Here is a 13444-nt window from a genome sequence, read left to right as displayed (position 1 = left end):
AGGGTCGTCAACCTGTGGAACACGAGGGACTGCCGCCGGAATTCCGCCGGATCGGGCGGGGCGCCTCGCTCCCTCATGCGAAACGGCCGTCCCGGTCTTCCGGAACGGCCGTCACGCAGTGAGTGCGGGGTGCTGTCGGCGATCAGACCACCAGCAGCGCTTCCAGCGGGGCGCCCGCAAGGGCTGGCTCCAGACGGGCCCGCCCGCCGAGGAAGCCCAGTTCCATCAGCACCGCGAGACCAGCCACCTCGGCGCCCGCGCGGCGGATCAGCTCGATGGACGCCTCGGCGGTGCCGCCCGTGGCCAGCACGTCGTCGACGATCAGGATGCGGTCGTCGGCGGACAGGTCCTCCGCGTGCACCTCGATCTCCGCCGAGCCGTACTCCAGGTCGTACGCCTGGCTGAGGGTCGCGCCGGGGAGCTTGCCCGCCTTGCGCACGGGGATGAAGCCCAGTCCCGCGCGGACGGCGACCGGGGCGCCGAGGATGAAGCCCCGGGCCTCCAGACCGACGACCTTCGTGGCACCGGTGTTCGCGGCGACCGTGGCCAGCGCGTCGGTGAGCGCCGTGAACGCCGCCGGGTCCGCCAGGAGCGGGGTGATGTCCTTGAACATCACCCCCGGCTCCGGGTAGTCGGCCACATCGCGGATACGGCTGAGCAGCAATGGCGTGATGTCCACGAGTCCGGTCATCGGCGCTTGCCCGACGGACGGCCACGGCCCCGGCCGCGGGAGGTGGGCTGGGTGCGCGGACCGACGACCGCGTGCGCGGAGTCCTCCGGCTCACCGTCGTCCACGAAGTCGCCGCGGACTTCCGCGAGTTCCTCCTCGGGGGTGGCCTGCGAGCGCTTGGCCAGCACCCGCTTCTTCAGGGCCTTCATGGCCGGCTCGCGCTCCTTCAGGTCGGCGACGAGCGGGGTGGCGATGAAGATCGAGGAGTACGCACCGGCGGCGAGACCGACGAACAGCGACAGCGAGATGTCGTTGAGCGTGCCCGCGCCGAGGAAGCCGCCACCGATGAACAGCAGGCCCGCCACCGGAAGCAGCGCGACCACCGTGGTGTTGATCGAGCGGACCAGGGTGCCGTTGATCGAGCGGTTGGCGATGTCGCTGTACGTCCAGCGGTTCTGCTTGGTGATGTCCTTGGTCTGCTCCTTGAGGGAGTCGAAGACGACCACCGTGTCGTAGAGCGAGTAACCGAGGATGGTCAGCAGACCGATCACCGTGCCCGGCGTGACCTCGAAGCCGACGAGGGCGTAGATGCCGACGGTGATGGTGATGTCGTGGATCAGGGCGACGAGCGCCGCGATGGCCATGCGCCACTCGAAGGCGATCGCCAGATAGATCACGACGAGGACCATGAAGATCGCCAGACCCTGCCAGGCCTTGTTGGCGATCTGGTCACCCCAGCTGGGACCGACCAGGTCGGCGGCGATGCTCTCCGGGTCGACCTTGAAGTCCTTGGCCAGGTCCGTCTTGATCCGGTCGGACTGCTGGGTGTCCATGCCGGCGATCTGGATGCGCAGCGTGCCGTTGCCGAGCTTCTGCACGACGGCGTCGTGGCCGGAGGCTTCCTTCGCGTACTCCTCGGCCTGGGAGACCGAGACGCTGGTCTTCCCGGTGGTGAAGACCGCGCCGCCCTGGAAGTCGATGCCCATGTTCAGGCCGCGGACCGCGAGGCCCAGGATCGCCGTGATGGTGATCAGGATCGAGATGCTGTACCAGAGCTTGCGGTGACCGATGAAGTCGTAGCTGATCTCGCCACGGTGCAGTCGGGCGCCGAGGTTGCCGAGTTTCGACATGCTCACGCCTCCTTCGTGTGGGCGGGGGCGGGGCGGCGGGTGCGGCGCAGCGGTGGCTTGGCGCCCAGGCTCTTCGGGTCGAGGCCGGACCACTTGCTGCCGCTCGCGAAGAACTTCCGGCGGGCCAGCAGCGTCATCAGCGGCTTGGTGAAGAAGAAGACCACGACCACGTCGAGCACGGTGGTCAGACCGAGCGTGAACGCGAAGCCCTGGACCTTGCCGACCGTCACGATGAACAGCACCGCGGCGGCGAGGAACGACACGAAGTCGGAGACCAGGATGGTGCGCCGGGCACGCGGCCAGGCCCGCTCGACGGCGGGGCGCAGCGAGCGGCCCTCGCGGATCTCGTCCCTTATGCGTTCGAAGTACACGATGAACGAGTCCGCGGTGATACCGATCGCGACGATGGCACCGCACACGGCCGGCAGGTTCAGTGCGAACCCGATGGCCGGGCCGAGCAGCGCCATGAGCACGTAGGTGAGGATGCCGGAGACGAGCAGCGAGGCCATCGCGACGAGCGACAGACCGCGGTAGTAGGCCACCAGGTAGATGACGACCAGGAAGAGGCCGATGGCACCGGCGAGGAGACCGGCGTGCAGCTGGTCACCGCCGAGCGCCGCGGTCACCGTGGTCACGCTCTGCTCCTTGAAGGAGAGCGGGAGGGCGCCGTACGACAGCATGTTGGCGAGGTTCTGGGCCTCGTCCTGTGTGAAGCTGCCGGAGATCTGGGCGCTGCCGCCGGTGATCGAGGAGCTCACGGTGGGGCTGGAGACGACCTGGCCGTCGAGGACGATGCCGAACTCGTTCTGCGGCTGGGTGTTCTTCGCGAGCTGGCCCGTGATGTCCGCGAACTTCTTGGCGCCCTTGCTGTTGAAGGTCATGGTGACCTGCCAGCCGGCGGCGTTCTGGGTGTCGAAGACCGCCTGGGCCTTCTTGACCTCGGTGCCGGCGACGGCGGCCGGGCCGAGCAGGTACTTGTACCAGACGCCGGAGTACTCGCCGCAGCCCACGGTGGTGTCGCCCGGCTTGGCGCCCTCGCCCGCCTTGGTGCGCTGCGCCTTCTTCGAGCAGTCCAGGGCGGTGTACTGGGCCTGGAGCTTGGCCTGGGCGGCGGACGGAGCGGTGCTCGCGGGGGCCGACGGGGACGCGGAACTCGACGCGCCGGCGGACGCCGACGGGGTGGCGTCGGCCTTCAGCGCGTCGGTGACGGCGCGGCCCTGCGAGGTGGCGGAGGCCGACGGGGAGGACGACGAGGTCGCCTTCTCGCCGGTGCCGGACTTGCTCGCGGAGGGGCTCGGCGAGGCATTCGAGGAGCCGCTGGCGGACGGGCTCGGCGAGGTGGCCGCGGCGGGGCCGGTGGCATCCTGCGCGAGGACCGGACGGAAGTACAGCTTCGCGGTGGTGCCGACCTGGTCGCGGGCCTCCTTGGAGTTGGTGCCCTTGGGGATGTTCACGATGATGTTGCGATCACCCTGGGTCTGCACCTCCGCCTCGGAGACGCCCAGGCCGTTGACACGGCGGTTCATGATGTCGACCGCGGTGTTCATGTTGGCCTTGTTGATCGCGGACCCCTGCTCGGCCTTGGCCTCCAGCGTGATGCTGGTGCCTCCGGCAAGGTCGATGCCGAGACGCGGGGTGGTGTGTCCGGAGAGGAACATTCCACCGGTGAGCGCCACGATGGCGATCAGGATCAGGGCCAGCGTGCGCCCTGGCTTGCTCTGGGCACTCGAGCTCCGGCCCCTTTTGGGTGCTGCCACCTTCTCGTACTCCCTCTCGGGCCGCTCTCGCGCCGGATCGGCGGGCGGGCGGCCATGACTGGTGTCGGGATCCCGTGCGAGCCGCGCAGGTCCGGGGCGCGCGGAGCTGTTCCGCGCGCCCCGGAGTGCGACTACTTCGCGTCGGAGTCGCCGTCGGTCTTCTTCGGCTCGTCGTCCGACTTCGCCTCGGCGGCCTCGGTCCCCGCGTCGGCCTTGGCGGGCGCGTCGTCGGCGGGCTCCCCGGCCGTGTCCTTCTTACCGAGGTCGACGGACTTCTCGTCGGAGGCGGCGGCAGCTTCGTCGGCGGACTCGTCGGTCTCGGTGAGGGAGGAGGCGTCGTCCGGGACGACGTCGGAGTCGGACTTCAGGTCGTGCTCGATGCCGTGCACGATGCGGTTGTACTCGTCGTCGGTCAGGACGGCACCGATGGCGTTCTTCGCGAAGAGAAGATCGACGCCGGGACCGGCGTCGAGGAGGACCGTGTCCTCGTTGACCTCCTTGACCGTGGCGTACATGCCCCCGATGGTGCGGACGCCGCTGCCGGGCTGCATGTCGTTCCGCATGCTCGCGGCCTGCTGCTGCTTCTTCTTGGCCGAGCGGGTCATCAGGAACATGGCCCCGATGAGCACGATGAACGGGAGGAGGGTCACGAGACTCACGGGTCGGTACTTCCTTCACGCGACCGCGAAGTGAGCGGCCTGATGGTTGGGGGTATATCTGCCGCCGACAAAGGCGGCATCGGCGGAGTCTAAGCGAGTCCGCGCGCAGGGAACAACGCTCAGCATCGCACCTGGGTTCCGGACCCGGCCAATGCTTCGCCGTCACAAAGGCATCACGTCCCGAACAGGTCCTGTTGTCCGTTTCCTGTGGACGCCGAGCGGGGCGGGGTGAGGCCGAGATGTGCCCATGCGGCGGGTGTGGCGACCCGTCCGCGCGGAGTGCGGGCGAGCAGGCCCTCCCGTACGAGGAAGGGCTCGGCCACTTCTTCGACGGTCTCGCGCTCCTCCCCCACCGCGACCGCGAGCGTGGACAGGCCGACCGGGCCGCCGCCGAAGAGCTTGAGCAGGGCCTCCAGGACTCCGCGGTCGAGCCGGTCGAGGCCGCGGGCGTCGACCTCGTAGACCTTGAGCGCGGCCGCGGCGATGTCGCGGGTGATGATCCCGTCGGCCTTGACCTGGGCGTAGTCCCGGACCCGGCGCAGCAGACGGTTGGCGATACGGGGCGTGCCGCGGGAGCGGCCCGCGATCTCGGCGGCGCCTTCGGAGCCGATCTCGACGTCGAGCAGGTGGGCCGAGCGGTGGATGACACGCTCCAGCTCGGCGGGCTCGTAGAACTCCATGTGGGCGGTGAAGCCGAAGCGGTCGCGCAGCGGGGGCGGCAGCAGGCCGGCGCGCGTGGTGGCGCCGACCAGGGTGAACGGGGGCAGCTCCAGCGGGATGGCGGTGGCGCCGGGGCCCTTGCCGACGATGACGTCGACGCGGAAGTCCTCCATCGCCATGTACAGCATCTCCTCGGCGGGCCGCGACATGCGGTGGATCTCGTCGAGGAAGAGGACCTCGCCCTCCTGGAGGGAGGAGAGGATCGCGGCGAGGTCGCCGGCGTGCTGGATGGCGGGGCCTGAGGTGATGCGGATGGGAGCGCCCATCTCGGCCGCGATGATCATCGAGAGGGTGGTCTTGCCGAGGCCGGGGGCACCGGAGAGCAGCACATGGTCGGCGGTGGCGCCTCGCGCGCGGGCGGCCCGCAGGACCAGGTCGAGCTGTTCGCGGACCTTCTCCTGGCCGATGAACTCGTCCAGGTCCTTGGGGCGCAGGGCGGCCTCGACGGCCTGGTCCTCACGGTCGGCGGACGCACCGACGAGCCGCTCGGCGGCGGTCTCGTCGGTGGTGTCGTCCCAGTTCACTGACGTTCTCCTAGCGGGCGCGGTTCAAGGTCTGCAGGGCGGCCTTCAGCAGCTGGCCGACCTGAGGCGTGCCCTCGGACGCCTCTGCCTGCGGGGTCACGGCGGTGACGGCCTCGTCGGCCTCGCGCGTGGCGTACCCGAGGCCGATCAGGGCGGCGTGCAGCTGGTCGCGCCAGCCCTGGGTGACGGGAGCGCCGATCGCGGGGGCACCGATCGGCTCGCCCAGCCGGTCCTTGAGCTCCAGGAGCAGCTTCTGAGCGCCCTTCTTGCCGATGCCGGGCACCGCGATGAGCGCTTTCTCGTCACCTGTGGCCACCGCTCGGCGCAACGCGTCCGGGGCGTGCACGGCCAGCATGGCCTGGGCGAGGCGCGGGCCGACTCCGCTGGCGGTCTGGAGCAGTTCGAAGATCTGGCGCTCGTCGTCGTCGACGAAACCGTAGAGGGTGAGGGAGTCCTCGCGTACGACCAGGGAGGTGGCGAGCTTGGCCGGCTGACCGAGGCGAAGGGTCGACAGCGTGTTCGGCGTGCACTGCACCGCCATGCCGACACCGCCGACCTCGACCACCGCGGTGTCGGGAGCGAGTGCGGCGATGGTGCCGCTCACGAAGGCGATCATGCCGTACGGCCTTTCCGTGCTGTGGCTGTGTGCAGGGCGACGGCCTGCTGGAGTCGGTTCTGGGCGGGCGCGCGCCAGATGTGGCAGATGGCGAGTGCGAGAGCGTCGGCGGCGTCGGCCGGTTTCGGGGGTGCGTCCAGCCGCAGCAGGCGGGTGACCATGGCGCCGACCTGCGCCTTGTCGGCGCGGCCGCTGCCGGTGACGGCGGCCTTGACCTCGCTCGGGGTGTGCAGGGCGACGGGGATGCCGCGGCGGGCGGCGCACAGCATGGCGACGGCGCTGGCCTGGGCGGTGCCCATCACCGTACGGACGTTGTGCTGGCTGAACACCCGCTCCACGGCGACGAATTCGGGCCGGTGCTGGTCCAGCCACTGCTCGATGCCCTGCTCGACGGCGACGAGCCGCTGTCCCAACTCGGCGTCCGAGGGCGTGCGCACGACTCCGACGCCGAGCATGGTCAGGGGTCGGCCCGCCACCCCCTCGACGACGCCCACACCGCAGCGTGTGAGTCCGGGGTCCACCCCGAGTACGCGCACCGTGCCCCTCCCTCTCGATCTCCTGTTTGTGCAGGCTATCTGCTGCCACCGACAACGGCGGCGGGCCGGTGGGGTGTGTCCCACCGGCCCGCCGGATCCGCTCAGTTCGCAGCGCTACGCGTCGACCTTCTCCATGACCTCGTCGCTGACGTCGAAGTTGGCGAAGACGTTCTGGACGTCGTCGCTGTCCTCCAGGGCGTCGATCAGCCTGAAGATCTTCCTGGCGCCCTCCTCGTCCAGCTCGACCTGCATGGTCGGGACGAAGTTGGCGTCGGCGGAGTCGTAGTCGATCCCGGCTTCCTGGAGGGCGGTGCGGACCGCGACCAGGTCGGTGGCCTCGCTGAGGATCTCGAAGGACTCGCCCAGGTCGTTGACCTCCTCGGCGCCCGCGTCCAGGACGGCACCGAGCACGTCGTCCTCGGTGAGCTCGCCCTTGGGGACGATGACGACGCCCTTGCGGTTGAAGAGGTACGACACCGAGCCGGGGTCGGCCATGTTGCCGCCGTTGCGGGTCATGGCGACCCGCACGTCGGAGGCGGCGCGGTTGCGGTTGTCGGTGAGGCACTCGATGAGCACCGCGACGCCGTTCGGGCCGTAGCCCTCGTACATGATCGTCTCGTAGTCGGCGCCGCCGGCCTCGAGGCCGCCGCCACGCTTGATGGCGGAGTCGATGTTCTTGTTGGGAACAGACGACTTCTTCGCCTTCTGCACGGCGTCGTACAGCGTCGGGTTGCCGTCCAGGTCCACGCCGCCCATGCGCGCCGCGACCTCGATGTTCTTGATCAGCTTCGCGAAGAGCTTGCCGCGCTTGGCGTCGATCACGGCCTTCTTGTGCTTCGTCGTGGCCCATTTAGAGTGGCCGGACATCTGCCTGTCTCCTTCGCGTAACCCATCTCTGCAACCAACGCCTGAGATCCTACAAGGACTCCCGCGTCCGGTACGCGCGCACCATGTCGACAAAGAGAGAGTGCACGCGGTGGTCGCCGGTCAGTTCCGGGTGGAACGACGTGGCGAGCGCGTTGCCCTGACGGACCGCGACGATGTGACCGTCGTGCTCGGCGAGCACCTCGGCCTGGGCGCCGACGGACTCCACCCAGGGGGCGCGGATGAAGACGCCCTCCACAGGCTCGCCCGGAACGCCCTTGACATCGACCGCGGCCTCGAAGGACTCGTTCTGACGTCCGAAGGCGTTGCGGCGCACGATCATGTCGATGCCGCCGATCGTCTCCTGGCCCGAGCGCGGGTCGAGGATCTTGTCGGCCAGCATGATCAGCCCCGCGCAGGTGCCGTAGACGGGCATGCCGTCCCGCACACGCGCCCGGAGCGGCTCCATCACGCCGAACAGGACCGCCAGCTTGGAGATCGTGGTGGACTCGCCGCCGGGGAGGACGAGGCCGTCCACCTCGGCGAGTTCGTCGGGGCGCCGTACCGGCCTGGCCACGGCGTCGGCCGCGGCCAGGGCCACGAGGTGCTCCCGGACGTCGCCCTGCAGGGCCAGGACGCCTATGACAGGAGTGCTCATGAGTGGTTACCAGCCGCGGTTGGCGTAGCGCTCGGTCTCGGGGAGGGTGTCGCAGTTGATGCCGACCATGGCCTCGCCGAGGTTGCGGGACGCGTCCGCGATGATCTTCGGGTCGTCGTAGAAGGTGGTGGCCTTCACGATGGCGGCGGCGCGCTTGGCCGGGTCGCCGGACTTGAAGATGCCGGAGCCGACGAAGACGCCCTCCGCACCGAGCTGGCGCATCAGAGCGGCGTCGGCCGGGGTCGCGACACCACCGGCGGAGAACAGCACCACGGGAAGCTTGCCGAGCTCGGCGACCTCCCTGACGAGCTCGTACGGGGCGCGCAGCTCCTTGGCGGCGGCGTACAGCTCGTTGTTGTCGTAGCCGCGCAGGCGGGCGATCTCGTTCTTGATCTGGCGCAGGTGGCGGACGGCCTCGACGACGTTGCCGGTGCCGGCCTCACCCTTGGAGCGGATCATGGCCGCGCCCTCGGCGATGCGGCGCAGGGCCTCGCCCAGGTTGGTGGCACCGCAGACGAAGGGGGTGGTGAAGGCCCACTTGTCGGAGTGGTTGACCTCGTCGGCCGGGGTGAGGACCTCGGACTCGTCGATGTAGTCGACGCCGAGCGACTGCAGGACCTGGGCCTCGACGAAGTGGCCGATGCGGGACTTGGCCATGACCGGGATCGAGACGGCCTCGATGATGCCCTCGATCATGTCCGGGTCGGACATACGGGCCACGCCGCCGTCCTTGCGGATGTCGGCCGGGACCCGCTCCAGGGCCATGACGGCTACGGCGCCCGCGTCCTCCGCGATCTTCGCCTGCTCCGGCGTGACGACGTCCATGATCACGCCGCCCTTGAGCTGCTCCGCCATGCCGCGCTTCACGCGCGCGGTGCCGGTCTCGGGAGCCTGGTTCTCGGTGCTGGACACGGGTTGACCTCGCTGAAGTGAAAGGGACTGCTGCAGCACCGAGGAAACGTCACCGGACCAGTCCACAGCAAGGGCCAATGGAGAGCCGGTGGATCGTTTTGCCGCGCCGGGGTACCGCGCCGGGGTGCCGCGCTGCGGCGGGCGGTCAGGTCGGCCCCCGGTGCCGGTCTACGCTGCCCGGTCCACCAGGGCCGCGGGCGGCTCGTCGTCCATCTCGAAGGCCATCGGGAAGGGGGCGTGCCCGGCCAGGCGGAACCAGCGGACCTTGCGGTGCTGGCGGAGCCGGCGGGCGGCGCCGACGGCGTCGTTGTGGAAGCGACGGGCCATCGGGACCCGGCGTACCGCCTCGGTGAGCTCGTGGGCGGCCGACTCTCCCCCGGGCACCTCGTGAACGGCCTCCACCTGGGCCGGCTCCGCGAACACGGCCCGCAGTGCCTGGCTCAGCTCGCTCTCTGCCACCTCCCGCTGCTCCTCCTCGGCCTGCCGGGCGGCGTGCGCGGCCTCGTACAGGACGATCGACGCGGCCGGGTCGAGCACGCCCGAGGTGGCCAACTCCTGGGCGACGGAGGCCCGCCGGAGCAACTGCGCGTCCAGGCCCGCGCGCGTGGCGTCGATCCTGGCGTGCAGCCGGTCGAGACGGCCCGCGGTCCAGCTCAGATAAAGGCCGATCGCGACGAGCGCGACGAGGATCCAGATGAGGGTGGCAGTCACGGGCAGCAAGGCTATCGGGGCGGGTGGGGGCCGGGTGTGCCAGGCACGGGGTGGACGTCTGCGGGTGGGACGAGGACCTGCCGGGGGGTGTCCGACCGCCACGAGGCTGCCACCGGCGAACCGGGAGGTCCGCGTCGGCAGTCCTTCCCGGGCGCCTGAGCGCCGGCGTCCGAGCGCGGGCGGGTCGGCCGGTGCCGTGTCGGGCGGCCGCCCGTCCCTCGGGGCCGCCCAGTCGTCGGCGCGGTCGCCCGGTCGGTGAGGAGTCCCGGCCGAATCGGCGGCCTCACCGGGTGACCGGGCGCGGGACGAGACAACCAGACCCTGTCGGCCGTGCAGGCGCCCATGACTCGCTCAGCGGCTCCAGCCCCAGCCACCCCGCAGCGCCGCGACGCCGCCCAGCCGTCGGCGCGGCGATCAGGCCCGAGCGAGTCCCAGACAGGTGGCAGCCCCTGCCCGGGCATCCGAGCGCGGAGCAGGTCCAGCCAGTTCCCTGTCGGGCGTGGTGGCGCCCACGCTTCGCCCCCGCGAGGGCGCGCAATCGTCCGCACGACGATCGTCCCCCGCCGCGCAACCCAGCCCCACCCACCCCGTGACGCCGCCCCGTCATCCGCCCGGTGGCTCAGTCCCGGGCCAGGCCCAGGCGCGCCCGCAAGCCCGGCCCCCGGTCGTCGTCCGTCGCCGCCACCGCTGCCGTGCCCGACGTCACCGTTTCGTAGACCGACAGGATGTCCGCCCCGACGGTCGACCAGTCGAAGCGGCGGACGTGTGCGCTGCCGCGCTCGCGGAGTTCGGCCAGTCTCGCCGGGTCGCCGAGCAGCCGTACCGCCGCATCGGCCAGCGCGTCCGCGTCCTCGTTGGCGAAGAGCTCGCCCGCCGCGCCGTGGTCGAGGACCTGGGCGAAGGCGTCGAGGTCGGAGGCGAGCACCGGGGCGCCCGCGGACATGGCCTCGACCAGGATGATCCCGAAGCTCTCGCCGCCGGTGTTGGGGGCGACGTACAGGTCGACGCTGCGCAGGAAACGGGCCTTGTCCCGGTCGCTGACCATGCCGAGGAACTCCACGCGCGCGCGCAACTCCTCGGGAAGCGAGTCCACCGCCTCCTCCTCGTCGCCGCGCCCGGCGACCAGCAGCCGGGTCTGCGGACGCTCGGCGAGGATCTTCGGCAGGGCCTTCATCAGCACCGGCAGGCCCTTGCGGGGCTCGTCGATGCGGCCCATGAAGCCGATCGTGTCGCCCTGCCACTCGGGCTTGGGCTCGGCCTTGGCGAAGAAGTCGACGTCCACGCCGTTCGGGATCACCACCGCGTCGCCGCCGAGGTGCTCGACGAGTGTGCGGCGGGCGTACTCGCTCACCGCGATCCGGGCACTGATCTTCTCCAGGGCGGCCTGGAGGATCGAGTACGCGGCGAGCATGACGCGGGAGCGCGGGTTCGAGGTGTGGAAGGTGGCGACGATCGGGCCCTGCGCGGCCCAGCAGGTCAGCAGGCCGAGCGACGGCGAGGACGGCTCGTGGATGTGGACCACGTCGAACTCGCCGTCGTGCAGCCAGCGCCGGACCCGGGCCGCCGACAGGAAGCCGAAGCTCAGCCGCGCCACCGAGCCGTTGTACGGCACCGGGACCGCGCGGCCGGCCGAGACGACGTACGGCGGCAGCGGGGTGTCGTCGTCGGCCGGGGCGAGGACGGACACCTCGTGGCCGAGACGGATGAAGTACTCGGCGAGATCGCGGATGTGGAACTGGACGCCACCCGGCACGTCCCAGGAGTACGGGCAGACGATGCCGATTCTCACGGGCGGGCCCCGTCCGAGGCTCGTGGTTCGAGGTCCTTCAGCCACAAACGCTGCAGCATGTGCCAGTCCTCCGGATGGTCGGCGATCCCTGTGGCGAAGGCATCGGCCAGCGCCTGTGCCATGACAGACGTCTTTTCGGCCCGCGTACCTGTCTCGGGCACCCCGACCGGGGGATGCACCCTTCCCCGCATGACGGGCGAGTCGTCGTACCAGAGTGTCACCGGCAGCAGCAGCGCGCCTGTCTGCTGGGCCAGCAGGGCCGGGCCCGCGGGGATGCGGGTCGCCTCGCCGAAGAACCGCACCTCGACCCCGGAGGAGGACAGGTCGCGCTCGGCGACCAGGCAGACCAGACCGCCGTCCCGCAGCCGTCGGGCCAGCGTGCCGAAGGCGCTGCCGCCGCTGTGCGGGAGCACCTCCATGCCCAGGCCCTCGCGATAGGCGACGAAACGGTCGTACAGAGTCTCCGGCTTGAGCCGTTCGGCGACCGTGGTGAACGGCGTCTCCAGCTTGGTGGTGACCCAGGCGCCGGCGAGATCCCAGTTGGCCATGTGCGGCAGCGCGAGGATGACGCCCTTGCCTGCGGCGAGTCCGTCGGTGAGGTGGTGGAGGCCCTTGGGGTCGAAGCCGGCCTTGATGCGGTCCTTGCTCCAGGCGGGCAGCCGGAAGGACTCCATCCAGTAGCGCAGATACGACCGCATGCCCGCGCGCGAGAGCTCGGCGAGGCGCTCGGGGCTCGCGTCGGGCACCACGCGCGCGTAGTTGCTCTCCAGCCGCAGCACACCCTTGCCGCGCTGCTTCCAGGCCAGGTCGGCGATGCTCCGGCCGAGGCGCACCGCGACCGGCTCGGGGAGCTTCTTCACCACGCCCCAGCCGAGGCCGTACAGCGAGTCCGTCAGCCGGTCCTGGGCGCTCACTTCGCGGCCTCGCTCCCCTGCTCCCGGGACTCCCCGGCCGCCGGACCGGTGGCGGAGGGCTCGTCCGCGGAGGGCTCGTCCGCAGCCTGCACGGCCTCCGCGGCCTGCTCGGCCTCAGCGGACTCCCGGCGGACCGTGACGACCCGCTGGATCAGCGTGATCAGGCTGCCGACGGCCACGACCCACAGGGCGATCGGCAGCAGGTACTGGATGCCCGGCACGCCGAACTTGTGCAGGCCCGCGAGGCCCGCCAGGGTCAGGGCGATCACCAGCCGCTCGGCGCGCTCGACGAGGCCGTTGACGGCGACCGGCAGCCCGATCGACTCGCCACGGGCCTTCGTGTACGACACCACCTGACCGCTGGCCAGGCAGAAGATGGAGACCGCGCACAGGGCGATGTCGTCGCCCCCGCCCGCGTACCAGAGGGCGAAGCCGCCGAAGATCGCGCCGTCCGCGACCCGGTCGAGCGTGGAGTCCAGGAAGGCCCCCCAGCGGCTGGAGCGGCCGAGCTGACGGGCCATGTTGCCGTCGACGAGGTCGGAGAACACGAACAGCGTGATCACGACCGTGCCCCAGAAGAACTCGCCCATGGGATAGAAGACCAGCGCGCCCGCGACCACTCCGGCAGTGCCGAGGAGGGTGACCGTGTCGGGGCTGACGCCCCTTCTGATCAGGAACGAGGCGAACGGCGTGAGAACACGCGTGAAGAAAGCACGCGCGTACTTGTTCAGCATGGCCTTCCCGAGGGTCGGTGTGGCCGCGCGGCCCCTGCTGGCCACCGGCTGGCCCATCGTAGCCACGCGCGCGCGTGGGCGACGGCCGGGCACCCGGACCCCGTGTCACGGGCTCGACGCGTCCAGGTCACGGCGCGATCGCGTCCGTCGTATGGACGCACCGTGACGAGAGTGGAAAGCTCGAAGGACCGCGGGCGTCACCGGAGCCGCACCGCACGCGGGTCCGCATGTCCGCGCCCACAGAGACCTC

Annotated in this window: 14 protein-coding genes; all 14 read right to left on the bottom strand. The window is 70.7% G+C overall.

The features are described 5' to 3' along the window. Positions 1 to 142: 142 nt before the first annotated feature. A complete protein-coding gene (locus tag D1369_RS33810; RefSeq protein ID WP_007380711.1) occupies positions 143 to 691 on the bottom strand; it encodes an adenine phosphoribosyltransferase in 549 nt (182 codons plus the stop codon). Further along, positions 688 to 1800 (bottom strand): protein translocase subunit SecF, encoded by a 1113-nt coding sequence (gene secF, locus D1369_RS33805; protein ID WP_007380712.1) that lies wholly within the window; start codon positions 1798 to 1800, stop codon positions 688 to 690. The genes D1369_RS33810 and secF overlap by 4 nt, the downstream gene beginning before the upstream one ends. A 2-nt stretch (positions 1801 to 1802) precedes the next feature. Further along, a complete protein-coding gene (gene secD, locus D1369_RS33800) occupies positions 1803 to 3557 on the bottom strand; it encodes a protein translocase subunit SecD (protein ID WP_007380713.1) in 1755 nt (584 codons plus the stop codon). 131 nt (positions 3558 to 3688) lie between these two features. Then, entirely contained in the window at positions 3689 to 4216 is a 528-nt protein-coding gene (yajC, locus tag D1369_RS33795) for a preprotein translocase subunit YajC (protein WP_007380714.1), read from the bottom strand. 173 nt (positions 4217 to 4389) lie between these two features. Then, entirely contained in the window at positions 4390 to 5460 is a 1071-nt protein-coding gene (gene ruvB / locus D1369_RS33790) for a Holliday junction branch migration DNA helicase RuvB (RefSeq protein WP_007380715.1), read from the bottom strand. Positions 5461 to 5470: 10 nt separating this feature from the next. After that, a complete protein-coding gene (ruvA, locus tag D1369_RS33785; protein ID WP_007380716.1) occupies positions 5471 to 6076 on the bottom strand; it encodes a Holliday junction branch migration protein RuvA in 606 nt (201 codons plus the stop codon). After that, positions 6073 to 6612, bottom strand: a complete 540-nt coding sequence (gene ruvC, locus D1369_RS33780; protein ID WP_007380717.1) for a crossover junction endodeoxyribonuclease RuvC — start codon at positions 6610 to 6612, stop codon at positions 6073 to 6075. Before ruvC ends, ruvA begins: the two co-directional genes overlap by 4 nt. Positions 6613 to 6726: 114 nt before the next feature. Further along, positions 6727 to 7479 carry a YebC/PmpR family DNA-binding transcriptional regulator gene (locus tag D1369_RS33775; RefSeq protein WP_007380718.1) on the bottom strand — a complete coding sequence of 251 codons (753 nt, stop codon included), beginning with the start codon at positions 7477 to 7479 and terminating at the stop codon, positions 6727 to 6729. 49 nt (positions 7480 to 7528) lie between these two features. Further along, positions 7529 to 8134, bottom strand: coding sequence for a pyridoxal 5'-phosphate synthase glutaminase subunit PdxT (gene pdxT / locus D1369_RS33770; protein WP_007380719.1), 606 nt, complete (start codon positions 8132 to 8134; stop codon positions 7529 to 7531). Between the two features lie 6 nt (positions 8135 to 8140). Further along, positions 8141 to 9046, bottom strand: a complete 906-nt coding sequence (pdxS, locus tag D1369_RS33765) for a pyridoxal 5'-phosphate synthase lyase subunit PdxS (protein WP_007380720.1) — start codon at positions 9044 to 9046, stop codon at positions 8141 to 8143. Positions 9047 to 9214: 168 nt separating this feature from the next. Next, positions 9215 to 9757 carry a membrane protein gene (locus tag D1369_RS33760; RefSeq protein ID WP_037903126.1) on the bottom strand — a complete coding sequence of 181 codons (543 nt, stop codon included), beginning with the start codon at positions 9755 to 9757 and terminating at the stop codon, positions 9215 to 9217. A 619-nt stretch (positions 9758 to 10376) separates the two neighbouring features. Then, positions 10377 to 11546, bottom strand: coding sequence for a glycosyltransferase family 4 protein (locus D1369_RS33755; RefSeq protein WP_007380723.1), 1170 nt, complete (start codon positions 11544 to 11546; stop codon positions 10377 to 10379). Beyond that, complete coding sequence (locus D1369_RS33750) at positions 11543 to 12460, bottom strand: phosphatidylinositol mannoside acyltransferase (protein WP_007380724.1); 918 nt, start codon at positions 12458 to 12460, stop codon at positions 11543 to 11545. Before D1369_RS33750 ends, D1369_RS33755 begins: the two co-directional genes overlap by 4 nt. Continuing rightward, positions 12457 to 13251 carry a phosphatidylinositol phosphate synthase gene (gene pgsA / locus D1369_RS33745; protein ID WP_037899314.1) on the bottom strand — a complete coding sequence of 265 codons (795 nt, stop codon included), beginning with the start codon at positions 13249 to 13251 and terminating at the stop codon, positions 12457 to 12459. Before pgsA ends, D1369_RS33750 begins: the two co-directional genes overlap by 4 nt. Between the last annotated feature and the right edge of the window lie 193 nt (positions 13252 to 13444).

This window comes from Streptomyces sp. CC0208, assembly GCF_003443735.1.
In the GTDB taxonomy this organism is placed as follows: Bacteria; Actinomycetota; Actinomycetes; order Streptomycetales; family Streptomycetaceae; genus Streptomyces; species Streptomyces sviceus.
Note: the sequence above shows the minus strand (reverse complement) of the source record. Positions and strands in the feature narration are given on the sequence as shown.

Bases quoted from the DNA above. Each gene is read 5' to 3' on its own strand.
- D1369_RS33810 (WP_007380711.1), bottom strand. From the start codon at position 691: ATGACCGGACTCGTGGACATCACGCCATTGCTGCTCAGCCGTATCCGC.
- secF (WP_007380712.1), bottom strand. From the start codon at position 1,800: ATGTCGAAACTCGGCAACCTCGGCGCCCGACTGCACCGTGGCGAGATC.
- ruvA (WP_007380716.1), bottom strand. From the start codon at position 6,076: ATGATCGCCTTCGTGAGCGGCACCATCGCCGCACTCGCTCCCGACACC.
- D1369_RS33775 (WP_007380718.1), bottom strand. From the start codon at position 7,479: ATGTCCGGCCACTCTAAATGGGCCACGACGAAGCACAAGAAGGCCGTG.
- pdxT (WP_007380719.1), bottom strand. From the start codon at position 8,134: ATGAGCACTCCTGTCATAGGCGTCCTGGCCCTGCAGGGCGACGTCCGG.
- pgsA (WP_037899314.1), bottom strand. From the start codon at position 13,251: ATGGGCCAGCCGGTGGCCAGCAGGGGCCGCGCGGCCACACCGACCCTC.